Annotated in this window: 2 protein-coding genes; both read left to right on the top strand. The window is 69.4% G+C overall.

Features of this window, described 5'->3' with window-relative positions; translation table 11 throughout:
- Positions 1 to 372 precede the first annotated feature (372 nt).
- Positions 373 to 24,819 (top strand): non-ribosomal peptide synthase/polyketide synthase, encoded by a 24,447-nt coding sequence (locus tag ACWCPQ_RS02400; protein WP_449893811.1) that lies wholly within the window; start codon positions 373 to 375, stop codon positions 24,817 to 24,819.
- Positions 24,813 to 25,595, top strand: coding sequence for an FkbM family methyltransferase (locus ACWCPQ_RS02395; RefSeq protein WP_449893810.1), 783 nt, complete (start codon positions 24,813 to 24,815; stop codon positions 25,593 to 25,595). Before ACWCPQ_RS02400 ends, ACWCPQ_RS02395 begins: the two co-directional genes overlap by 7 nt.
- Positions 25,596 to 25,609 lie beyond the last annotated feature (14 nt).

Genomic DNA, 25,609 nt, shown 5'->3' with positions numbered 1-25,609 from the left:
TGCGGAATGTGTGCCCTGCGAAACTCGCCCGTGCCGCGCGTGCCCGGGATCTCGACGGAGAGCCGATCGGGCGGCGGGAGAAAGCGCGGTCGGTGGCCGTTTTTCCTTGTGGCCGACGCCGAACCGGCCTGCGGGAGGGGGGTCGGCACGCCGGTGGGCGAAACGCCGTATCCGGTTGCGGGCGATGCGGCCGATATGCATAAACTGTGCGGCGCACGATCTGATAGCTGTTTGCTCTTAAGGTGTTCCGTGGCAGGGGCGCGAACACCACTTCGACGTAGACGAAGTCGTACACAGGCAGTTTCGAGCATCCGCAGGGGGCGTTTTCCGCTGCGCTCCGGCTGCCTCCGAGTCTGAGCGAGAGGTTAGAGGATGAATTCGAGGTCAGCCACTGCTGTCGACCACGATCTGGATCTCATACCGTTGTCGAGGGCGCAGTACAGCATGTGGCTGGCCGATAATCAGCCCGGCAGGCCGAATGTCAATATCGCCCATTACGTCGAGATCGAGGGCGAGATCGACGTCGATCTGCTCACCGAGGCAATCAACATCGCCGGGCGGGAGACCGAATCGCTCGTGGTGCGGGTGGTCGAATTCGACGGTCGCCCCTACCAATTCGTGGACCGCAGTATCACCTACGCCGACGATGTGCTCGATCTGTCCGATGCCGCCGATCCGTACGAAGCGGGTCTGGAGTGGATGCGCCGGGACTGCCGCACCAGAGCCGTCGATCTCGCCCGGGACCGGCTGGCCGTCGGCAAACTCATCCGCATCGGTGCGAACCGATACCTGTGGTACGCGCGCGCACACCATCTCGTCATCGACGGGTACGGCGCATTCAACGTCATGGGCCGGGTCATCGAGCACTACAACGCCATCCTGGAAGGCAGACAGCCGCCACCGCTCGTCGCCGCGGGTCTGCGGGATATCGCCGAGGCCGACCGCGCGTACCACCAGAGCCCACGTTTCGAATCCGATCGGGCGTACTGGCGCACGAAGGTCGCCGATCTGCCGAGCCCGGTGAGTCTGTCGGGGCGGGCCGCCCGGTGGAGCGACAACGATCATGTCGCCGGCCGCCGCCTGCCGGACCGGCTCGCCGAGATGCTCGACCACTTCTCGGCCGAGCTGCACGCGTCGCCGGCGCAGGTGATCGTCGCCGCGTTCTCGGCGTTCCTGGCCCGGATGACCGGCGCCGACGATGTGGTTTTGTCGATGCCGGTGAGCGGCCGGGTGACCCGGCGGCTGCGGCACGCCGCCGCGATGCTGGCGAATATGGTGCCCATCCGCTTCGCGCTGACACCGGAGACCACGGTCGAGCAGTTGGTCGGCGCATCGGTGACCGAACTCGTCGCCGCGATCCGGCATCAGCTGTACCGATTCGAAGATCTCCGCCGCGATTCGAATACTGCGGAATCGGCGTCGAATTCGTTCGGTCCGGTCGTGAACATTCTTTTCTTCGATACCGAGATCCGGCTCGGTTCGGCCTCCGGCCGCTATCGCGCGCTCACCTCCGGCGCACTCGACGATATCCAGCTGAATCTGTACCGCCCCGGTGCCGGCGGCCCCCTGCTGCTCGAATTGCACGGTAACCCGAATCTGTACAGCGTCGACGAACTCGAACTGCACACCACGCGATTCGTCGAATTCCTGCACCGGCTGCTGGAATCGCCGCGGAACACCCCGGTGATCGATATCCCGCTCGTCGACATCACCGAAGAGCGGCGCATCGCCGGCGAACTCGCGGGCCGGGACGGGGTTGTCGTCGACACGACCCTCGTCGAGCTGCTGACCCGCCGCGCCGCGGTGAATCCGGACGCGATCGCGGTCGGATGCGGCGCGGCCGTCCTGACCTACCGCGAGCTCGACGACCGGTCCGACCGGCTGGCCCGGGCGCTCATCGCGCGAGGCGCGGGGCCGGAAACGCTGGTCGCGGTGGCGATGCCCCGCGATGTGGAGCTGATCGCTGTCACGGTCGCGGTGCTGAAATCCGGCGCCGGATACCTGCCGCTGGATATCGCCCACCCCGCGGATCGGCTCGAATACGTACTCACCGACGCCGATCCCGTCCTCGTCGTGACGAGCAGCGCGCTCCGGGAGGGGCTTCCGGGCGATCCCGGTCGCATCGTCACCTCCGACGATCTGCTCGCGGATACCGGCGGCGGGCCGATCACAGATGCCGAACGGTCCCGGCCGCTGCGGCCGGACAACACCGCCTATGTCATCTACACCTCGGGGTCGACCGGCCGTCCGAAAGGTGTGCCGATCACGCACCGCGCGGTGGCGTCGTATCTGACCAACGCCTGTGCCGAGATCGGGATCCGGCCCGGCGACGTGTGGACGCTGTTCCACTCCTTCGCCTTCGACTATTCGGTGTGGGAGATCTTCGGCCCGCTGGTGTCCGGAGGTCGCGTCGTCATCGTGGATATCGCGACCACACGATCACCCGACGAAGTCGTACGCCTGGTGGCCCGCGAGAAGGTGACCGTTTTCAACCAGACCCCCTCGGCCTTCCAGCAGTTCGCGGCCGCCCGGGAACGGTACGCGGTCGATGGTGAACCCGAGGGCGCGCTCGCGTTGCGGACGGTGATCCTGTCCGGGGAACGGCTCGATCCGGCCGGGCTGGCCTCCTGGTACGAACGGAATCCGCTGGTTCCCGTACTGGCCAACAGCTACGGGATCACCGAGACCACGGTGTTCGTGACCTATCTGCCGCTGACCCCGCGGATCGCGGTGCCCGGCGCCGCCAGTGCGATCGGAACGGCATTGCCGGGCCTGCGGACCTACGTGCTGGACCGGCGGCTACGGCCGACACCGCTGGGAGCCTGGGGCGAGATCTATGTCTCGGGGGCACAGCTGTCGCGCGGCTACCTCGGCCGGCCGGTACTGAGCGCGGCCAGGTTCGTCGCCGACCCGTTCGGTGCGCCCGGCACGCGGCTGTACCGCAGTGGCGATATCGCGCGCTGGAACCACCGGGGCGAACTGGAATACCGCGGCCGGGCCGACCAGCAGATCCAATTGCGCGGATTCCGGATCGAACTCGACGAGATCCGCAACGCGCTGCTCGGCGACGACACCGTATCGGCAGCGGTCGTGGTCGTGCATCGGCCCGGAACCGAAGCGGCCCGGTTGATCGCCTATGTGGTGCCGGCCGGGGACGGCGTCTGTACCGGCGAATCGTTGCGGGCTCGGGCGGCCGCGCAGCTCCCGGAATACATGGTGCCCGCCGGTATCGTCGTACTGTCCGAACTGCCGCTCACCGTCAACGGCAAGATCGACCACCGGGCGCTGCCCGAGCCGGTGTTCGATTCGGCCGCCGCCTATGTCGCGCCGAGTACGGTCGTCGAGGAGATGATCGCCGATGTCTTCGCCGATGTGCTCGGTGTCGAACGGGTGGGGGTATTCGATCACTTCTTCGATCTGGGCGGTAATTCGCTCACCGCGACCAGCGCGGCTGTGCGGATCGGTGAACTGACCCGCTGCGACGTCTCGGTGCGCGATCTGTTCGGCAAACCGACTGTCGCCGAGCTCGCGGCGCAGCTCGCGGCCGAACGCCGCCCGGGCCGCCCGATCCTGCGGACCCGGCCCCGGCCGACGGAGCCGGTACCGCTGGCACCCGCGCAGAACCGGATGTGGTTGATCAACCAGGTCGATCCGGATTCGGCGGCGTACAACATCCCGCTGGTGGTGCAGCTGTCCGGCCGGCTCGATGTGCCGGCGCTGCGGTCCGCGCTGGTCGATGTGCTGGACCGGCACGAGGCACTGCGTACCGTCTTCCCGGCGGTCGAGGGGACCGGTGTCCAGATCGTACTGCCGGCCGAGGAAGTGGTCGCCGGGCTCGATCTCGTACCCGAGGTCGCCGACGTGGACGATATCGACTACCGGATCCGTGCGCTGGCCGCACAGGGTTTCGATGTGAGTGTGCGCCCGCCGCTGCGCAGTGCGTTGCTGGCAGCGGCGGATCGCGGCCGTCATGTGCTGGCAGTGATCCTGCACCACATCTGCTGCGACGGGGCGTCGTTGCGCCCGCTGGCGGCCGATCTCGCGACCGCCTACGAGGCCCGGGTGCAGGGCAAGACCCCGGACTGGCAGCCGCTGCGCGTGCAGTACGCCGATTACAGCGTCTGGCACCACGAGTTGCTCGGTGCGGAGACCGATCCCGAATCGACGGCGGCCCGCCAGCTGAGCTATTGGACCGGCCGGCTGTCCGGGAAGCCGCCGGTCTCGGAACTTCCGGCCGACCGGGCCCGCCCGGCCCAGCGATCCCTGCACGGCGACCGCGCGATATCCGCCGTTCCGGCCGAGGTCTTCCGCGGAATCGAGGGACTGGCCCGGTCACAGAACGCCACCACCTTCATGGTTGTGCACGCGGCACTGGCACTACTGCTCGCGCGGCTCTCGGGATCCCACGACATCACCGTCGGCACGGCGGTGGCCGGCCGCGGTGAACACGCGCTCGAGCCGCTCGTCGGAATGTTCGTCAACACGGTGCCGTTGCGCACCGAGGTCCGGCCCGGCGAATCGTTCGCCGAATTCCTGGCCCGAGTGCGCGATATCGATGTGGACGGATTCGCGAACAGTGATGTTCCCTACGAGCGGGTCGTGGACGAGGTCGAGCCGCATCGGTCCGGTGCGTATTCGCCGCTGTGCCAGGTGTATCTGGCCTTCGAGAACATGGATCGGCCGAGCCTGGAACTGCCCGAGCTCACGGTCGAGATCCTGGACCCGGGTGCGCAGCCGGCGAAGGTCGACCTCATCGTCACGGTCGCGGAGAACACCGCGGATGGCGGCGATATCGCCCTGCGCGTCGACTACGCGACCGATCTCTTCGACCGGGGCACCATCGAGGAACTGTCAGCCCGGTTGAACCGGGTGCTCGAGACGATCGTGGCGGATCCGCACGTCCGGGTGGGCAGTGTGGACATCTTGTCACCGGCCGAACGGGCGGGTCTGGTACCGGCGTCGGGAGGCCCGGCCGAACCACCGCGGACTCTGGCCGAGGTGCTGTCGGTCGTGGATCCGGGCGCGACGGCCGTGATCTCCGGCGACCGGACGGTCACCTACGGAGAACTGGACGCGTTGTCCACGCGGATCGCCCGTGAGCTCATCGCGCGCGGGGCGGGCCCGGGCGACCATATCGCGCTGGTACTGGGGCGGTCGATCGAGTTCGTGGCGGGTATCTGGGCGGTCACCAGGACCGGTGCCGCCTTCGTGCCGGTGGATCCCCGGAATCCGGCCGAGCGGGTCGCGCTGATGATCGGTGACGCCGCACCCCGCGTCGCGGTGACGGTCGCCGCCTCGCGCGCACTGGTGCCCGACTCGATCCCGCTGCTGGTACTCGACGATCCGGAGACCGTGACCGCGCTGGGAGCCCGCTCGGCGGAGCCGGTGACCGACGACGACCGGATCCGGCCCACGCGATACCCGGATACCGCCTACCTGCTGTACACATCCGGATCCACCGGTACGCCGAAGGGCGTCGCGGTGACCCATGCGGGCCTGGCCAATTTCGCGGCCGAACAGCGGGACCGCTACCGGGTGGATCCGTCGTCGCGGGTATTGCAACTGGCGGCACCGGGTTTCGACGCGGTCGTCCTGGAATTGCTGATGGCACACGCCAACGGTGCCGCCCTGGTCGTCTCGCCGCCGGATGTCTTCGCCGGTGCCGAACTGGCGCAGCTGATCCGGACGCAGCGTGTCTCGCATGCGTTCGTGACACCGACCGTACTGTCCACCATGTCACCGTCCGATCTCCCGACGCTGCGGGTCCTGGTGGCCGGCGGAGAGGCGGTGCCGGCGGAAACCGTGGCGCTGTGGGCCCCGGGCAGGGAACTGTTCAACGGTTACGGCCCGACCGAGACCACGATCATGGTCGCGATCAGTGATCCGCTGGTGGCCGGCGACCGGGTCACGATCGGCGGGCCGATCCGCGGTATCGAGGCCGTGGTCCTGGACGCGGAGCTGCGGCCGGTCCCGGCCGGGGTGACAGGGCAGCTCTTCATCTCCGGTGTGCAGCTCGCCCGCGGTTATCTGGACCGGCCGGCTGCGACGGCGACCGCCTTCGTGGCCGCCCCCTACGGCCGGCCCGGCACCCGGATGTACCGCACCGGTGATCTCGCGCGCTGGACATCCGACGGGACACTCGAGTACGTCGGCCGCACCGACTTCCAGGTCAAGATCCGCGGTCAGCGCATCGAACTCGGCGAGATCGAAGCCGTGCTCGGGGCGCATCCCGGGGTGGCGGCAGCGCATGTGGTGGGTGTAGCCGGCGCGAACGGTACGCGGCTCGCCGCCTACACGGTGCCCGCGGACGGTGGCATCGATACGGCGGAGTTGCTGGCCCATACCGCGCAGCGGCTGCCGGCGCATATGGTCCCGGAAGCGGTGGTGGTACTGGACAGCCTGCCACTGTCGCCGGTGGGCAAGATCGACCGGGCCGCGCTGCCCGAGCCGGTGTTCGGTTCGGCCGCCACGGAATTCGTCGCCCCGCGTGATGCCGTCGAGCAGACCGTCGCCGATATCTGCGCCGCGGTGCTGGATATCGAGCGGGTGGGTGCGTTCGACAGTTTCTTCGACCTGGGCGGTAATTCGTTGTCGGCCACCCGGGTCGCCGGTCGGCTGAGCGCCGCGTTCGAAATCGATATCGCGCTGCGCACGATCTTCGACGCGCCGACCGTCGCCGCCCTGGCCGATCGGCTGCGGGCGAGCCGGCCCGGCCGGCGCCAACCTCTGGTTTCGCAGCACCGTCCCGAGCGGATCCCGTTGTCACCGGCGCAGACCCGGATGTGGTTCCTCAACCAGTTCGATACGACCTCACCGCTGTACAACATCCCACTGGTCATGCACCTGTCGGGAGACCTCGATGTGGCGGCCATGCAGGCCACCGTCGCCGATGTGCTCGCCCGGCACGAATCGTTGCGCACGCGCTACCCCGACAGCGACAGCGGACCTCACCAGGTGATCACGCCGGTCACCGGTGTCGGCGAGCCGCTGGAGCCGGTGACCGTGGCGGCCGCCGAGATCGAGGCGCGGATCGCGGCGGAGACCGCGACCGGGTTCGATGTCACGCGCGAAGTCCCGTTCCGGATCACGTTGCTGCGCACGGCACCCGACGATCACACGCTGGTCCTGGTGGTCCACCACATCAGTTTCGACGGTTCCTCGCTCGCGCCGCTGGCCGCGGATCTGATGACCGCCTACCGGGCCCGATCCCGGAACGAGGAGCCGCAGTGGACTCCGCTACCGGTGCAGTATGCGGATTACACACTGTGGCAACGGGAAATCCTCGGCTCCGAGGACGATCCGCACAGTCCGACGGTCGCGCAGACCGAGTACTGGCGCGCGGCGCTCGCCGATCTCCCCGAGGTACTCGACCTGCCCACCGATCGGGCGCGCCCGGCGCAGCAGAGTTTCCGTGGCGCGACGGTATCGGCCCTACTGCCCGCCGACCTGATTCGCGAGGTCGTCGCGCTGGCCCGCCGGCACGACACGACTGTGTTCATGGTGATGCACGCCGTTTACGCCGCGCTGTTGGCCCGGCTGTCCGGGACCGGGGATATCGCCGTCGGCACTCCTGTCGCGGGCCGCGGCGAACCCGGCCTCGACGGCCTCGTCGGCATGTTCGTCAACACCCTGGTGCTGCGGACGCGGGTCGCGCCCGGCTCCTCGTTCGCCGATATCCTCGACCAGGTCCGCGACACCGACCTCGGGGCGTTCGAGAACGCCGATATCCCGTTCGAGCGGCTCGTCGAGGTACTCAATCCGCCCCGTTCGACGGCGCACGCGCCACTGACCCAGGTGGGGTTCTCGTTCCAGAACATCGAGATCCCGGCGGTACGGTTCGACGGGCTGACGGTGACCACCCGGATGATCGATCCGAGTGTGGCCAAATACGACCTGCACCTGAATCTCGTGGACACCCTGTCCGCCGACGGTGGCTCCGGCGGTATCGCGGTGGAGTTCGGCTACGCCACCGATCTGTTCGACGAATCGTCGGTCCGTGCGATCGTCGACCGCTATCAGCTGTTGTTGCGCGCGATCGTCACCGACCCCACCGGGCCGATCGGCGATATCGATCTACTGACCGGATCCGAGCACCGGGCACTGGCCGAGCGGTCGCAGGGAGCGTCCGCACCCGCGGCGGCCGCGACCCTCGCCGACCTGTTCGCCGCGCAGACACTGGCCACCCCGCGGCACACCGCCGTGATCGACGCGGAAACCGGTGCGCGGATGGACTACCGGGAATTCGGCGCACGAGTGAACCGGCTGGCGCGTGTCCTCATCGGCCGCGGTGCCGGCCCGGGCACCGTGATCGGCGTCGCCATGCACCGCAGTGCCGACCTGCTGACCACGCTGTACGCGGTGCATGCCGCCGGTGCCGCGTATCTTCCACTGGATCCGGAACATCCGGCCGACCGGCTCCGGTCGGTGCTGAGCACCGCCCGGCCCGTCGCCGTGCTCACCCGGCCCGGCGACGAGGTGGACCTGCCCGCCGGTGTGCCGGTGTGGCCGGTCGCGGAATTGTTCGCCGAGCAGGCGGATTCGGCGCCGATCACAGATGACGACCGGCTGCGACCGCTGGATTCCCGGGACCTGGCCTATATCATCTACACCTCCGGTTCGACCGGTGTGCCCAAAGGGGTGGCCGTCGCGCACCACGCGGTGGTGAACCAGCTGCACTGGATGCGGGAGCACTACGGTCTCGACGGCTCGGATGTGATGATCTGGCGTACGCCGGTGACGTTCGACCTCTCGGTGTGGGAACTGTTCTCCGCGGCGGTCTGTGGGGCGGCACTGGTGGTCGCCGATACCGACGCGCACCGCGACACCAGGGCGCTGGCTGCCACGATGGCCGCGTATCGCGTCACGACGGTCGATTTCGTTCCGTCGCTGCTCGCCGCTTTCCTGACCACCGCCGACGGGTACGAGTTCCCGCACCTGCGGCGTGTGCTGTGCATCGGTGAGGCGCTGCCGGCGGATACCGTTCGGCGATTCACCGAATTCAGCGCGGCGCGGATCGACAATCTGTACGGGCCGACCGAGGCCGCGGTCAGCGTCACCTCCCACCGGATCGAGAACGTGGCCGGCACCGCGGTGCCGATCGGCGTACCCGAGGCGAATGTCGTGGTCCGCGTGCTGGACGCCCGCCTGCGCCCGGTCCCGGACGGTGTCACCGGTGAGTTGTACCTCGGTGGCGTCCAGCTGGCCCGGGGATATCACCGGCGGCCGGGACAGACCGCGGCGACATTCGTCGCCGATCCGCTGGGTGTCGGCGGTGCCCGGCTGTACCGCACCGGCGATCTGGTTCGCTGGGACGCCGCGGGTGCCCTGCACTACGTGGGTCGTGCCGACACCCAGGTGAAACTGCGCGGTCTGCGGATCGAACTCGGTGATGTCGAGGCGGCGCTGATGGCGCACGACACGGTGGCAGCCGCGGTGGCGCAGGTCCGCACCGATCACGGAGAACAGCGGCTGGTGGCCCATGTGGTCGCGGCGCCGACCTGGGACAGCCGGGAGATCCGTGCCGCGCTGCTGGAGCGGCTGCCCGCGTATATGGTTCCGTCCGCGGTGCTGCGGATCGATTCGATTCCGCTCACCGCCAACGGTAAGGTCGACTATCGAGCGTTGCCGGCCCCGGATCCGGGGATGCGCCTGGCCGAATACCGGGAACCGCGCGGCCTGGTCGAGCAGACGGTGGCCGGTGTCTTCGGCGAGCTGCTCGAACTACCGGAAATCGGCGCCCAGGACGATTTCTTCGAACTGGGCGGCAATTCGCTGCTGGCGACGCGCGCACTGAGCCGTATCGGTGACATCCTCGAGGTCACCGTCGCGGTGCGGGTGATCTTCGAGGCACCCACGGTGGCCGACCTGGCCGAACGGATCACCCGGTTGCGCGCGGTGCCGAGCCTCCCGGCGCCTGCGCCCCGGCCCCGACCGGATCGGGTCCCGCTGTCCCCGGCGCAGTCCCGGATGTGGTTCCTCAACCAACTCGATCCGGACGCTGCCGGGTACATCGTCCCGCTGGCCATCCGGCTCGACGGTGTCCTCGACCTCGCGGCGCTCACCGCGGCCGTCGCCGATGTGATCGAGCGCCACGAGAGCCTGCGCACCGTGTATCCGGCTGTGGACGGGGTCCCGGCCCAGGTCGTCCTGCCGGCGGCGGCGGTGATCGCGCGCGGCGATCTCGTACCCGAACCGATCCCCGAGTGCGAACTCGCGCGCCGGTTGCCCGAATTCTTCGGCCGCGGCTTCGATGTGGCGAAGGCGGTACCCCTGCGGGTCGGTCTCTTCCAGCTCGCGGAGGAGTCCTGGGTACTCGCGCTGGCCGCACATCACATCAGCTGCGACGGTTTCTCGGTGGCCCCGCTGGCTGCCGACCTGGTGACCGCCTACCGGGCCCGCTCCCTGGGCAGCGGACCGGAGTGGGCGCCGCTGCCGGTACAGTTCGCCGATTTCGCGCTCTGGCAGCGCGAGCTGCTCGGTTCGCCGGACGACCCGGACTCTCGCGGCGCCCGCGATATCGACTATTGGCGTACCCGGCTCGCGGGTATCCCGGACCTGCTGGAACTGCCGGCCGACCGGCCGCGGCCGGTCCGGCGATCCGAGCGCGGCGCGTCCGTGCAGATCACCGTGCCCGCCGATGTGCACCAGCGGGTGCAGGCCCTGGCCCGCCGCAGCGGGGCGACCGGTTTCATGGTGGTGCACGCGGCGCTGGCGGTCCTGCTCTCCCGGTTGTCGGGGGGCGACGACATCACCATCGGTGTACCGCATGCGGGACGCGGGCACAGATCGCTCGACGATCTGGTCGGCATGTTCGTCAACACTCTGGTGATGCGGACCCGGATCACCGGGGACCAGACCTTCCGGCAGCTGCTGGACCAGGTTCGGCGTGCTGATATCGAGGCGTTCGACCATGCGGGTGTTCCGTTCGAACAGCTGGTGGAAGCGCTGAACCCGGTGCGCTCGACCGCGCATACGCCGCTGTTCCAGGTGATGCTGGCCTACCAGAACATGGACCGGGCCCGGGTCGAACTGCCGGAACTCACTGTGCAGAACATCGATCCCGGTGCCGACCCCGCCATCTACGACCTGCTGCTGATGATGTCGGAGAGCTACGGCGACCACAACGAGCCGGTCGGGATGGCGCTGCGGATCACCTATGCGACCGACCTGTTCGACGAGGACACCGTACGGCGGTTCGCCGCCCAATTCGTGCGGGTACTCGACGCGGCCGCCGCCGATATCGATTCGGCTGTCGCGGACCTCGAAATCCTCGACAGCGCGGACCGCTCGGTACTGCTCGACCGTTGGAATGCCACCGGCGCTCCGGTGGTCACCGGCCGTACCCTGGTGGATCTCTTCGGCGACCAGGTCGCGCGGACCCCGGCCGCACCCGCGCTGCACGGACCTGACGGTGTGGTGCTCACATACCGCGATCTCGACAGCCGGGTCAACCGGCTTGCCCGATGGCTGGCCGCGCGCGGTGCCGGCCCGGAAACCGTGGTGGCCGTGGCCGTCCGGCGTTCCACCGACCTGGTCGTCGCACTGTACGCGGTGGTCACGGCCGGTGCGGCCTTCCTGCCGATCGATCCGGACCATCCGCGTGCCCGGATCTCCCGCGTCCTGGACGCGGGAGATCCGGTGCTGGTGCTCACCACGACCGCCGACGCCGGGCAGTTGCCGGCCGAATACGAGGCCGAGCGGATCGACCGGATCGACACCGGCGGTTTCAGCGACGCGCCGGTCACCGACGCCGACCGGAATGCCCCACTGCGCCCGGACAACGCGGCCTACATCCTGTTCACCTCCGGTTCCACCGGCGTGCCGAAGGGTGTCACGCTCACCCATACCGCGACGGTCGCTCAGCTGGCCTGGGCGCAGCGACAGTGGCCGCACGACGGGTCCGACGTGGTGCTGCACAAAACGCCCGTCACCTTCGATATCGCGGTGTGGGAACTGTTCTGGCCGCTGCAGACCGGGGCCCGGATCGTGATCGCCGAACCGGACGGCCACCGGGACCCGGCATATCTGGCGGGCGTCGTCGCCGAACACCGGATCACGACGGTGCATTTCGTGCCGTCGATGCTCGATGTCCTGCTCGACACCGCCCGGAACACAGTGCCTTCCGTCCGGCGGGTGTTCGTCGCCGGTGAGGCGCTGGCCCAGCGCACCGCCGATCGTGCCGCACGAATGTTCGGTGGCGCCGAGGTCGTGAACTGGTACGGACCGGCCGAAGCCGAGGTCGTCACCGCGCACCGGTGCCTGCCCGGGGAGAGCCCGCGGGCGACCGTGCCGATCGGCCGGCCGGTCGCCGGGATGCGCGTCTACGTCCTGGATTCCCGGTTGAACCCGGTCCCGCCGGGTGTGGTCGGCGAACTGTACGTCTCGGGTGTCCAGACCGCCCGCGGCTACCACGGTCGCCCCGGCATCACCTGCGCCGCGTTCGTGCCCCACCCGTTCGGTGCGCCGGGGGAGCGGCTGTACCGCACCGGTGATCTGGTCCGCTGGACCCGGTCCGGTGACCTGGAGTTCGCCGGCCGGGCCGATTTCCAGGTCAAGGTGCGCGGGCAGCGGGTCGAACCCGGCGATATCGAGGCCGCGTTGGATGCGTTGCCGGAGGTGGCCCGGGCGGTCGTCGTCGCGACGACCGATCGGATCGTGGGTTACGTGACTCCGGCAGCGGGCGCGGTCGCCACCGGCCGTGAACTCCGTGACCGAGTCGCCCGGACGCTGCCGGGCTATCTGGTACCGGCGGCCGTTCTGGTGCTCGAAGCGATTCCGCTCACCGCCAACGGCAAACTCGACCGTGCGGCGCTGCCGCTGCCGGTGTTCGAGGAGAGTGCGCAGTTCGTGGCCCCGCGTACCGAGCGGGAGACGGTGTTGGCGGCGATCGTCGCCGATCTCACCGGATCCGGCCGGGTGAGCGCGACCGCCGATCTGTTCGAGATCGGTGTCGATTCGCTGTCGGCGGCCCGGCTCGCCGCTCGGGCGGAAACGGCGCTGGGCGTCGAGGTCGGTATCCGGGATATCTTCGACGAGCCGACGATCGCCGGGCTCGCCGAACTTCTCACCGGTCGCGACCCGAGTGCGGCCAGGCCACCCACGGCCCGGCAGCGCCCGGCGACCGTCCCCTTGGCGGCGGCCCAGCGGCGGATGTGGTTGCTCAACCAGTACGACACCGATTCGGCGGCGTACAACATCTGTTTCGCGGCCCGGCTGACCGGCCCGCTGGATGTGGACGCCCTACGTGCGGCGTTCCGGGATGTGGCGATCCGGCACGAACCGCTGCGGACCGTGTACCCGGCCGTGGACGGCGACCCCTGCCAAGTGGTCCTGGACGTTCCGGCCGACGCGGCCGAACTGCTGCCCGCCGTCGACCGGGTGGACGGCGCCGCCGAACTGTCCCGCCTGATCCAGCGGGTCGCCGGAACCGGATTCGATGTCGCGGAATCGGTCCCGGTCCGGGCGCGGGTGTACCGTACGGGCCCCGACGAGCACGCCCTGGCGCTCGTGGTGCACCACATCGCGGCCGACGGCGCCTCGGTACCGGCGCTGGCCCGGGATGTGTTCACCGCCTATACCGCACGGGTGCGGCAGTGCGAGCCGCAGTGGCAGCCGCTGGCCGTGCAGTACGGCGACTACGCCCTCTGGCAGCAGGAGCGACTGGGAGCCGAGGACGACCCGGCCTCGCTGATCTCCCGCCAGATCTCCTACTGGCAGGACATTCTCGGCGACGCCCCGGAACTGCTGGACCTGCCCACCGACCGCCCGCGCCCGGCCGTCGTCACCACGGCCGGCGGTAGCGTGCGTTTCGCTGTCCCGCCCGGGCTGCACCGAGCCGTCGTGCGGCTGGCCCACGAGGAGGGCGTGACCGTCTTCGTGGTCCTGCACGCGGCGCTGGCGATCCTGCTCGCCCGGACCGCGCACACCGACGATGTCTCGGTGGGAACCCCGGTCGCCGGCCGCGGGCACGAGGCATTCGACGATCTGGTCGGAATGTTCGTCAACACGGTCGTGTTGCGTACCCGGGTCCCGGGGGACGTATCGTTCCGGGACCTGCTGGCTCGGGTACGCGGCGTGGATGTGGCCGCACTCGGCCATGCCGATGTCGCCTACGAACGGCTCGTCGATGTGCTCGAACGTCCGCGGTCCACGGCGTACACACCGCTCTACCAGGTGATGTTCGGTTTGCAGAACACCGGATCGGCGCGGTTGGAACTGCCCGGTCTGGGTGTGGAACTGCTCGACCCCGGAATCGCCCAGGCCAAGACCGATCTCACCGTGCTGCTGAGCGAGCGGACCGAGGACGGCCGCAGTGCCGGCATGGACGGTGAGATCATCTACGCCACCGATCTGTTCGTGGCCCGCACCGCGGAAGCACTGGCCGAGCGGTTCATCCGGATTCTGGAATCGGTCACCACCGATCCGGCGGGGGTGGTCGGCGCCATCGATCTGCTCACCCCGGAGGAAACCGAACAGCTCGTCCCCGCCGTCGGTGGCGACGCCGACCCCCCCTGCCTGCTGCCGGATATCCTGGCTGCCGCCGTCGCGGCGCATCCTGCGGAAATCGCTCTGGTCGGCGAGAACGGGACGCTGACCTACGCCGAACTCGATCGCCGATCGGAGCTGCTGGCCGGCTACCTGCTGTCCCGGGGCGCAGGGCCGGGGACATACATCGCGATGGCGATCCCGCGGTCGGTGGAATACCAGATCGCCATGTGGGCCATCACGAAGACCGGGGCCACGTTCGTACCGGTGGATCTGCGGTACCCGCGAGAGCGGATGACCCATATGGTCACCGACTCGGGGACAGCCTTCGGTCTCACCGTTCGGTCCGCCCGCGCGGCGCTGCCCGACCGGATCGAGTGGTCGGTGCTCGACGACCCGGTGACGGAGGCCGAGATCGGCATGCAGCCGGGTCTTTTCGATACGGCTGCCGTCCGTCGCCGGACGCGGATCGAGGATGCGGCGTACGTGATCTACACCTCCGGATCCACCGGCACGCCGAAGGGCGTGGTGGTGACCCACGAGGGGCTGGCGAATTTCGCTGCCGCGCAGCGGGTCCGCTATCGCGTGGACCCGACCGCGCGGGTGCTGCACGTCGCGGCGCCGGCCTTCGACGCGGTGCTGCTCGAGGCGCTGATGGCCTGTGCGGCAGGAGCATCGCTGGTGATATCACCGGCAGATGTGTTCGGTGGTGCCGACCTGGCCCAGCTGATCCGGGCCCACCGTGTCTCGCACGCCTTCCTGACGCCGAGTGTGCTGGCGACCGTTTCGCCCGCCGATCTCGAATCGGTGCGTGTACTGGCGGTCGGCGGCGAAATGGTGTCGGCCGAACTCGTCGCCGCCTGGGCTCCCGGGCGGCAGCTGCACAATATCTACGGGCCGACCGAGGCGACCATCGTCGTCACCATGAGCGCGCCGGTCCGAGCGGGCGGGCCGATCGATATCGGTGGACCTATCCGCGGCGCGCAAGCGGTGGTATTGGATGCTCGACTGCGGCCCGTATCCGTCGGTGTGGCGGGCGAGCTCTATCTCGCGGGCGGCGCCCTGGCGCGTGGATACCTGAACCGCGCGGCGCCGACCGCCGGCGCGTTCGTTGCGAATCCGTACGGTCGACCGGGTTCGCGGATGTACCGGACCGGCGATATCGTGCGCTGGACCGCCGGGTACACACTGGAATATGTCGGCCGCAGCGATTTCCAGATCAAGATTCGTGGGCAGCGGATCGAACTCGGTGAGATCGATGCCGCGCTGGTCGCGCAGTCCGGCGTGGCGGCCGCCGTGACCGTCAGCCGTCCCGGTCCCGACGGCCGGGCCCGGCTCGCGGCCTATCTCGTCGGCGAACCCGGTGCGGAAGTGGACCCGGCCGCAGTGCTGGATCGGCTCGGCCGGGTACTGCCGGCCCATATGCTGCCCGCGGCGATCACCGTGCTGGACCGGATGCCGCTCGCCTCGACCGGCAAAGTGGACCGGAAGGCGCTGCCGGACCCGGTATTCGAAGCGCAGGAGACCGATGCCGTGGCACCGGCCACCGATCTGGAGCGCACCATCGCCGCGGCGTTCGCGGATGTGCTCGGCGTGCCGTCGGTGGGGGCGACCACTTCGTTCTTCGCGCTGGGCGGCGATTCCATCATGTCGATCCAGCTGGCCGCGCGGTTGAAGGCCGCCGGTGTGGTCGTCCGGGCCCGCGATATCTTCGAACGCCGGACCGTGCAGGCGCTGGCGCAGGTCGCCGCGGGCGCGACCCAGGTGACACTCGCGGAACTGCCCGGTGGCGGGATCGGCGAGATCCCGAGCACGCCGATCGTCACCTGGTTCGGCGAACGGCTCGGCGCGGCCGGGAGGTTCGCCCAGTCGATGCTGGTGCGGCTGCCCGGTGATGCCGATCTCGCCGATATCACCGCGACGGTGCAGGCCCTGCTCGACCAGCACGATATGCTCCGATCCCAACTGCGCGAAGGCCGCCTGCAGGTACTCCCGGTCGGCGCGGTCGGCGCGGCGGATTCGATTCTCGTGCGTACCTTCCGGGCCGACGAGGCACCGGGCGGTGCCGGATTCACCGCCGTGGCCGAGGCAGCGCTCGCGGCGGCGGCCGACCGGCTCGATCCGGCGGCGGGCCGGATGCTGCAGATCGTATGTCTGCTGCCCGTCACGGGCGTCGATGCGGCGGGGCGGGCCCTCATCGTGATCCACCACCTGGCCGTCGACGGTGTTTCCTGGCGCATCCTGATCCCGGATTTCGCGACCGCCTGGCACCAGATCGCGGAGGGGCGTGCGCCGGAACTGCCCGCCCAGGGCACCTCCATGCGCCGGTGGGCGCATGCCCTGACCGATGCGGCCGCCGATCGTGCCGGTGAATTCGAACTGTGGCGGCGGATGAGCGAAGCGCCGGAGCCCCTGCTGGGCCGGGCACCGTTGGATCCGGCGGTCGACACCCAGGCGACGGTCCGGCAGCTCACGGTCACCCTGCCTGCCGCGCTGACCGCGGACCTGCTGGACGTGGTGCCCGAGGCAGCCCGTGGGAACACCGACGACGCGCTGCTCGCGGGACTCACCGTCGCCCTGGCTCGCCGGCGGGAGCGGCGCGACACCGCTCATTCGGGTGTGCGGATCCTGCTCGAGGGCCACGGCCGAGAGGAACAGCTCGCCCCGGGCGCGGACCTCTCGCGCACGGTCGGCTGGTTCACCAGTGCCTATCCCGTGGCTCTGGACCTCGCCGGAGTCGACACCGGGGATATGCGCGCGGTGGTGAAATCGGTCAAGGACCAGTTGCGGGCCGTCCCCGACAAGGGCATCGGATACGGTCTGCTGCGTTATCTCGACCCCGCCACCGGTGCCCGGCTGGCGGCCGCGCCGGAGCCGCAGATCAGCTTCAACAATCTCGGCCGGGCCGGTGTCGATATCGCGGCACTGTCGGATCTGGCGTGGGTGCCGACCGGGGAAGAGTTCGACCAGCGCGGCGCGTTCGATCCGGATATGCCCGCGGCGGCGGTGCTCACCATCGATGTGAACACCACCGATACGGTCGCGGGTCCGGTGTTGTCGGCGCATATCGGCTACGCCTCGCGACTGCTCGACCATGCGGAGGTCGAGGAACTCGCCGGCGACTGGGTCGATGCGCTGCGCGAGATCGCCGGGGCGGCACAGGCGGACCGCGAGTGGGGTCTCTCGCCCACCGATGTCCCGCTCGTGCCGGTCACCCAGTCCGATCTGGACTCCTTCGCCGGTCGCTACGGCCCGCTCACCGATGTGTGGTCGCTGGCACCGCTGCAGGTGGGTCTGCTGTTCCACGCCGAATTCGCCGCGGGCGAACTGGACGTCTACACCGCGCAATCGGTACTGACCCTGGCGGGAACGGTCGACGAGAACCGGCTCGAGCGGGCCGCCCGGGCGCTGCTCGAACGGCATCCCAACCTGCGGGCCGCCTTCACCCGGACAGCCGACGGCGTGGCCGCGCAGATCGTTCCCGCCGCCGCGGCACTGCGCTGGTTCCGCGCCGAGGTCGCGGGCGACGGCGCCGAGCTGGACCGGTTGATCGAAGGCGAACGGGCGGTGGTGTTCGACCCCGCCGATCCGCCGCTGCTGCGTTTCTTCGCGATCACGGTGGGGCCGGGCGATCTCCGGCTCGTATTGACGGCACACCATCTCCTGCTCGACGGTTGGTCGTTGCCGTTGCTGACCCGGGAACTGATCGGTTTGTACGCGGTGGGCGACCGCATCGATCTACTGCCCGCCGCACCGTCCTATCGCGATTATCTGGAATGGCTCGACGGCCGTGACCACGACGCCGGGGTCCGGGTATGGCGTGAGGCCCTGGGTGTTTCCACCGAACCCACACTGGTCAGCGATCCGCACACCGCGACAGTGGCCGATATTCCCGTCGATCTGCCGCTGGTGCTCGATCGCGCCACCACCGAGCGATTGACCGACTTCGCCCGCGAGCAGGCGGTCACCATGGCCACGATCGTGCAATTCGCCTGGGCGGTGGTACTGGGCAATCTGCTGGGCACCGAACGGGTGGCATTCGGTAGCACCGTTTCCGGCCGGCCCGCCGATCTGGCCGGGGTGGAGTCGATGATCGGGCTGTTCATCAATACGATCCCGGTGGTCGTCGATGTCACCCGGAGCCGGTCGGTCACCGATGCGCTGAACCACCTGCAGGCGAACAACACCCGGCTGCTGGACCACCACTATCTCGAGCTGTCCGAGATCATGGCGGCGGCGCACAGTCCGCAACTCTTCGACACGCTGGTGGTCTTCGAGTCCTATCCGGTCGACAGCAGTGGTCTCGGGGAGACCGATATCGACGGTATGCGGGTCGTCTCGGCCGAGGGCCGCGACGCCGCGCACTATCCACTGCTGGTGCAGGCGCATCAGACCGAGGAACTGCACGTTCGTGTGCGGTACCAGCGGGCCCGGGTGGACGACCACACGGCGGCCGGTCTCGCGTCCCGGCTCGCCATCGTGCTGCGCGCGATCGCCGCCGACCCGCGGGTACCGGTCGGCGCGATCGATCTGCTCACCGCCGACGAGCGTGCCGAGCTCGTCGCGGCCCCGGCTGATCGTGCCGAGGTGCCGCGCTCGATGCCGCAGCTGCTGGCAGCCGGCGCGGCGGTCGATCCCGGTGCCGCCGCCCTGATCACGGACGGACAGACGGTGTCCTACCGAGAACTGGACGCCCGCTCGGACCGGCTGGCGCGGAAGTTGATCGACTGGGGTGTCGGCCCGGGCGATCACATCGCGCTCGCGCTACCGCGGTCGATCGAATTCGTGGTCGGTCTGTGGGCGGTGACGAAAACCGGCGCCGCTGTCGTGCCGATCGATACCCGCAACCCCGCCGACCGGATCGCGCTCATGGTGGAACACGCCTACATCCGGGTCGCGCTGACCGGTCGCGCCGTGCGGAGTCTGCTGCCGGACTCGGTACGGACGATGGAGCTCGACGATCCGGCGGTGCGGGAAGCTGTCGCCGCCTACTCGCCGGGCCCGATATCGGACGCGCAACGGGTGCGCACCCCGCATATCCGGGATACCGCGTATGTGCTCTACACCTCGGGTTCCACCGGTATGCCCAAGGGGGTGGCGGTCGCACACGAGGGGCTGGCGAACTTCACCGCCGAGCAGCGCAGACGTTTCGATGTCGACAGCGGGTCGCGGGTCCTGCAGGGTGCGGCTCCCGGTTTCGACGTCCTGATCCTGGAGGTACTGCTGGCCCACAGCAGCGGCGCGGTGCTGGTGTTGCCGCCGCCGGAGGTGTTCGCTGGTCCCGAACTGGCGCAACTGATCCGGACGCAACGGGTGTCCCACGCGTTTCTGACCCCCAGTGTGCTGGCGACGCTGGCACCCGAGGGCCTGGAAACCCTGCGTGTGCTGGTGGCGGGCGGGGAAGCGGTGACCCCGGAGACGGTAGCGGTATGGGCGCCGGGCCGGCGCCTGCGCAACGGTTACGGCCCCACCGAGGCCACCATCCTGGCCTGTATGAGCGCCCCGCTGGAACCCGGTGCCACGGTGACCATCGGCGAACCGCTGCGCGGGGTCGCGGCACTCGTCCTGGACGCGTGGCTGCGCCCCGTCCCGCCCGGCGTGGTCGGTGAACTGTATCTCGCGGGTGTGCAACTGGCGCGCGGATACCTGAACCGCCCGGTGACCACGGCGGCCGCGTTCGTGGCGAATCCGTTCGGCGCCGCGGGATCACGGATGTACCGCACCGGCGACCTGGTGCGCTGGACTCCCGACCGCACACTCGACTACCTCGGCCGCCGGGATTTCCAGGTCAAGATCCGTGGTCAGCGCATCGAACTCGGCGAGATCGAGGCCGTGCTCGCCGGCTGCCCGGGCGTCGATCACGCGGTGGTCGTCCTGCGGGCCGACGAGCAGGGCCGCACCCGGCTCGCCGGTTATCTGGCCGGTGACGACTCGGTGGATCTCGGTGCGGTTCGGACGGCGGTGCGCGCGCAATTGCCCGCGCATATGGTGCCCGAGGCGTTCACCCTGCTCCCCGAGCTGCCGCTCACCACGAGCGGAAAACTCGACCGCCTGGCCCTGCCGGCCCCCGAGTTCGGTTCCCGCCGTGAGTGGGTGGCGCCGGAAACCGACGCGCAGCGCTGTGTGGCGGAGGTTTTCGAACGCGTTCTCGATATCGAGAAGGTCGGCGCCACGGACGGATTCTTCGACCTCGGCGGCAACTCGCTGTCGGCCACCCGGGCGGCGGCTCAGTTGAGCGCGGCGACCGGTGTCCGGGTCGGCGTCCGGGAATTGTTCGAGGCACAGACGGTGGCCGATCTCGCCGCGAACCTGACCGCCCTCACCCGTGAACAGCGGGCGCCGCTTCTCGCCCGGCCGCGGCCCGCGCGGGTGCCCCTGTCTCCGGCTCAACAGCGGATGTGGTTCCTCAACCAGTTCGACACCTCGGTGGGCGCCTACAACATCCCGATGGTCATCAGGTTGCGCGGCGAACTCGATACCGGGGCCCTGCGCCGGGCCTGTGCTCTGGTCGTGGAACGTCACGAGGCGCTGCGCACCGTGTTCCCGGCGACCGAGGGCGTGCCGCATCAGGTGGTGGTCCCGGCGGGAGCGGTCGTCCCGGAGCTGATCCCGGTCGCGGTCCGGGAGGAGCAGCTGATGCAGCGGGCCTTCGCGGCCGTCACCGCGGGATTCGATGTGACACAGGCCCCGCCGTTGCGTATCGAGCTTTTCGAACTCGGGGATCGCGATCACGTTTTGATGATCACCGTGCACCACATCTGCGCGGACGGTCAGTCGATGCTGCCGCTGGCCCGTGATGTGGTGACGGCCTACGCGGCGAGCCGGCACGGGGCCGACCCGCTGTGGCCGGCGCTGCCGGTGCAGTACGCCGACTACGCGCTGTGGCAGCACGAGATACTCGGTGACGAACGCGATCCCGAATCGCTGATGTCGCGGCAGCTGCGGTTCTGGAAGCAGACCCTCGGCGGGCTGCCCGAACTGCTCGAATTGCCGACCGACCGGCCCCGGCCGCCGGTGGCCTCGCTGCGCGGGCGAGCTGTCGAATTCGAAGTGTCCGCCGATCTGCACGCCCGGATCGGTGTGGCGGCCCGGACGGCGAACGCGACGGTGTTCATGGTGGTGCACGCCGCGCTGTCGGTACTGCTCGCCCGGTTGTCCGGGGTCGGCGATATCGCGATCGGTACGCCGGTGGCCGGTCGCGGGGCGCGCGAACTCGACGATCTGGTCGGTATGTTCGTCAATACGCTGGTGCTGCGCTCGCGGGTCGCGTCCCGGCAGACCTTCGCTGATCTGCTCGCCGATATCAGGGAGGGCGATCTGGCGGCGCTGGCGCACGCGGACGTACCGTTCGAACAGGTCGTAGAGGCGTTGAATCCGCCGCGGTCGACGGCCCATCTGCCGCTGTACCAGGTGACACTCGACGTCCAGAACCTGAGCGGGGCCGCGATCCGGCTGCCCGATCTCACTGTCGAACCGGTCGAGAGCGGTTTCGAACAGGCACAGGCCGATCTGAATGTGAAGCTCGCGGAACGCGTCGACGACGCGGGCCGCCCCGGCGGGTTCACGGGCCGGCTCACCTATGCCACGGATCTTTTCACCGAGGAGACGATGAACCGGTTCGCCCGGGCCTTCGTGCGAATTCTCGAGGAGGTGACAGCGGACCACGAGATCGTCGTCGGTGATATCGATCTGGTCGATGCCGCCCAGCGGAACGCCTTGTTCGATGCGGCCGGTTCCGGCGGCGCCGCGATCGCCGAGACGACGCTGGCCGGGCTGTTCGCCGAGCAGGTCGCGGCGCGCCCCGAGGCCATCGCGGTGACCGACGGTGAATCCGCACTGACTTACGCCGAACTGGATCGGCGCGCCGCCCGGATCGCCGCCCGGCTGGCCGGACACGGTGCCGGACCGGGATCGCTGGTCGCCGTCGCCCTGCCCCGTTCGGTCGACCTGGTGGTGGCGCTGCTCGGTGTGGTGCGTTCCGGTGCCGGCTATCTGCCACTGGATGTGGCCTATCCGGAGCGGCGGTTGCGGTTCGTCCTCGACGACGCTCGCCCGGCGGCCGTCCTGGCCACGGCGCGGACGGTAGCGGCGGTACCCGGTTCCCCGGCGCCGGTCCTGCTCGTGGACGACCCCGAAACGGACGGCCCGGCGGAACCGCCGGCACTGCCGGCCGCCCGCCCGGACGATACGGCCTACGTGATCTACACGTCGGGATCCACGGGCCGTCCGAAGGGGGTGACGGTCGCTCATCGGGAAGCGGTCACCTTGTTCACCAATATCCGTGGGCTTTTCGATCTCGGCCCCGACGACGTGTGGACCATGTTCCACTCCTACGCCTTCGACTTCGCGGTCTGGGAGATGTGGGGTGCGCTGTCGACCGGCGGCCGGCTGATCGTGGTCGGCTACGAGGTGTCCAGGTCGCCGGAGGCGTTCGTCGAACTCGTCGCCGATTCCGGCGTGACCGTCCTGAGCCAGACGCCGTCGGCGTTCTACGGGTTCGCCGAGGCCGAACGGGAGCGCCGGACCGCCGGGCGCGGCGGTCCCGGGCTTGCCCTGCGATATGTGGTATTCGGCGGTGAGGCACTGGATCCCGCCCGGCTGGCGAGCTGGTTCGCCGCATACGAGCCCGGATCGCCGCGGCTGATCAATATGTACGGGATCACCGAGACCACCGTGCACGTGACCTACGGCGAGACGACCGGGACCGAAGCGGCGGGAATCGGCACCCCGCTGCCGGGAATGCGGGTCTACGTACTCGACGACCGGATGCGCCCGGCACCGATCGGTGTGGCCGGGGAGATCTACGTCGCCGGTGGCCAGCTGGCGCGGGGCTATCTGGGCGCGCCCGGTACGACGGCGGTCCGGTTCGTGGCGAACCCGTTCGGGCCGCGCGGCTCCCGGCTCTACCGCTCGGGCGATGTCGGCAGCTGGCAGCACTCGGATCGGGGTCTGGAACTGCGCTATCTCGGTCGCGCCGACGCCCAGGTCCAGTTGCGCGGCTACCGGATCGAACTGGGCGAGGTCGAAACGGCACTACTGCGGCATCCCGGCGTGGTGCACGCGGCAGCGGCCGTGCACCAGCCCGAGCACGGGATCGCGCAGCTGATCGGTTACGTGGTCGGTGCGGACGGACAGCAGATCGATCCGGCGGCGGTCCGGGCAGCGGCCGCGGAGGTGCTGACGAGCTATATGGTGCCCTCGACGGTCACCGTCCTGCCGGACCTGCCGCTGACGGTCAACGGCAAGCTCGATCGCAAAGCCCTGCCCGCACCGGATTTCGATATCGCCACGAGCGAATTCGTCGCGCCCCGCACGGCGACGGAGAAGGCGATCACCGAGGTGTACGCCCGGATCCTCGGGGTCGCGCGGGTCGGAGTTTCGGACGGCTTCTTCGACCTCGGCGGAAACTCGCTGTTGGCAACCATGGTGGTGCGCGAACTGAAGACCGGAGGTGTCACGATCGCGCTGCCCTGGATGTTCGACGACGCCACCCCGGCGGCCCTGGCCCGCCGGGCCGACGATGCCGACAGCGGATCCGGTCTGCAGGTGGTACTCCCGCTGCGGGCCGGCGGTTCGAAGCCCCCACTGTTCTGCGTCCATCCCGCGGGCGGGCTCGCCTGGTTCTACGGCGGGCTCGTGGAGCATGTGCACGAGGACCGGCCGATCTACGGTCTGCAGGATCCGCATGTGGTGGCCGGCGAGGCACCGGCGGAATCGGTGGATCAACTGGCCGAACGCTATGCCGCCGAGATCCGCCGGATCCAGCCCGAGGGCCCGTATCACCTGCTCGGCTGGTCGCTGGGCGGACAGATCGCGCACGCGGTGGCGGTCCGACTCCGCCGCGCCGGTGCCGAGGTCGCCTTGCTGGCGCTGCTCGACAGCGCGGTGGACCTCTCCGGGAAACCCACCGCCGCGGCGGCGGATCAGCGGCCGGGACAGTTGATGGCGGATCTGCTGGGCGGCTGGCGCGAACTGTTCGATCTCGGCGACGAGGTGCGCGCCGATACCCACGAGCAGGCCTGGGCGGTCATCCGGGAACAGGTGCTCGGTACCGCGATGTTCAGTGCCGAACAGGTGGATCGGGTGATGCAGAGTTTCGAGACCGCGAGCGCGATCGCCGATCGGTACCGGCCGGAGGTCTTCGACGGTGATCTGTATTTCTTCACCGCCGGAAAAGACCACGCCGATCACGACGCCCTGGCGGGATCGTGGCGAGGCTACGTGACCGGGGACATCCACAACCAGGTGATCGATGTCCGCCACCTCGAGCTGAGCCACCCGGAAGCACTGGCCGTGGTCGGTGCCGTAATAGAAAGGGCCGTGGAAGAATGCTGAACACGCAACAAACGCTCAAGCTCGACGACGGCAGGGTGGTCGACTGCCCGAGCCCGGCCGAGGCGCGATTCCTGTGGGGTGAGATCACCTCGGCGACCGGTTTCTACCGGCAGGCCGCCGCCGGGCTGCGGCCCGGGGACATCGCGCTCGATATCGGCGCGAACATCGGACTCAGCGCCATGCTCTTCGCCGATGTCTGTCCCGGTGCGCGGGTGATCGCCGCGGAACCGGTTCCGGCGACATTCCAGTGCCTGGAACGTAATCTGGCCGCATTCGTCCCGCATGCCGTACCGGTCCGTACCGCGGTCGGTGCCGAGCCGGGCGTCCTTCCGCTCACCTGGTATCCGCAGGCTCCGGCGAATTCCGGGCTGTACGCCGATCGAGCGGAAGACGACGAGGCCACCCGCGCGTTCCTGCGCAACAGCGGTTTGGACGGTGAAGCGATCGCGCTCATCACGGCCGACCTGCACCAGGGTGAGCAGATCGAGGTGGAGGTGACCACAGTGTCGGCGATCCTGGCCGAGTACGGCCCGGATGCCGAGATCGGTGTCCTCAAGGTCGATGTCGAGCGGGCGGAGCTGGATGTGCTGCGCGGTATCGCCGAACCGGATTGGATCCGGATCCGCAGCGTGGTGGCGGAGGTACACGATACCGGCGGTCGGCTGGCGGAGTTCCGGGATCTGCTGGGCAGTCATGGGTTGTCGGCGCGGATACGGCAGGACCCGAGTCTGCGCGGCACCGATCTGCACGAGGTGTACGCGGTCCGGGGCGAGTGAATCCGACCACCGGC

The sequence above is a fragment of the Nocardia sp. NPDC001965 genome, from assembly GCF_053594175.1.
Note: the sequence above shows the minus strand (reverse complement) of the source record. Positions and strands in the feature narration are given on the sequence as shown.